At 58.7% G+C, this 787-nt stretch carries 1 protein-coding gene; it reads right to left on the bottom strand.

Annotation, left to right across the window (positions count from 1 at the left end; all coding sequences use genetic code 11):
* Window positions 1-707 (bottom strand): F0F1 ATP synthase subunit beta (locus CHB99_RS30035; protein ID WP_487379629.1); only part of this gene is annotated, 707 nt, incomplete at its 3' end.
* Between the last annotated feature and the right edge of the window lie 80 nt (window positions 708-787).

Consider the following 787-nt stretch of genomic DNA (forward strand, 5'->3'; position numbering starts at 1 on the left):
ACGTCGTTACCTTCGTCACGGAACTTCTCGGCCATGGTCAGGCCGGTCAGCGCTACGCGCAGACGGTTTCCTGGTGGCTCGTTCATCTGACCGTAGACCAGCGCTACTTTGTCGAGAACGTTGGAGTCCTTCATCTCGTGGTAGAAGTCGTTACCCTCACGAGTACGCTCGCCCACACCCGCGAACACGGAATAACCGCTGTGCTCGATGGCGATGTTACGGATCAGTTCCATCATGTTTACGGTCTTGCCGACACCGGCACCACCGAACAGACCAACCTTACCACCCTTGGCAAACGGGCAAACCAGGTCGATAACCTTGATGCCGGTTTCCAGCAGGTCGTTGCCGCCTGCCTGGTCAGCGAAGGAAGGAGCGGCGCGGTGGATACCCCAACGCTCTTCTTCACCGATCGGACCAGCTTCGTCGATCGGGTTGCCGAGGACGTCCATGATCCGGCCCAGGGTCGCTTTACCGACCGGTACGGAGATTGGAGCCTTGGTGTCGACCACGTCCAGACCGCGCTTCAGGCCTTCGGTCGAACCCATCGCGATGGTACGAACGACGCCGTCGCCCAGCTGCTGCTGAACTTCCAGAGTGGTTTCCGCGCCTTGAACTTTCAGCGCGCTGTAGACATTCGGCACGACGTCACGTGGGAATTCCACGTCGATGACGGCGCCGATGATTTGAACGATACGTCCGCTACTCATAGCTGGATCCTCTGAATATTTGAACCGTTAAACCGCGGCAGCGCCGCCGACGATTTCCGAGATCTCTTGGGTGATCGCAG

Origin of the sequence: Pseudomonas japonica (genome assembly GCF_900188455.1) — a bacterium.
Classification (GTDB): Bacteria; Pseudomonadota; Gammaproteobacteria; order Pseudomonadales; family Pseudomonadaceae; genus Aquipseudomonas; species Aquipseudomonas japonica.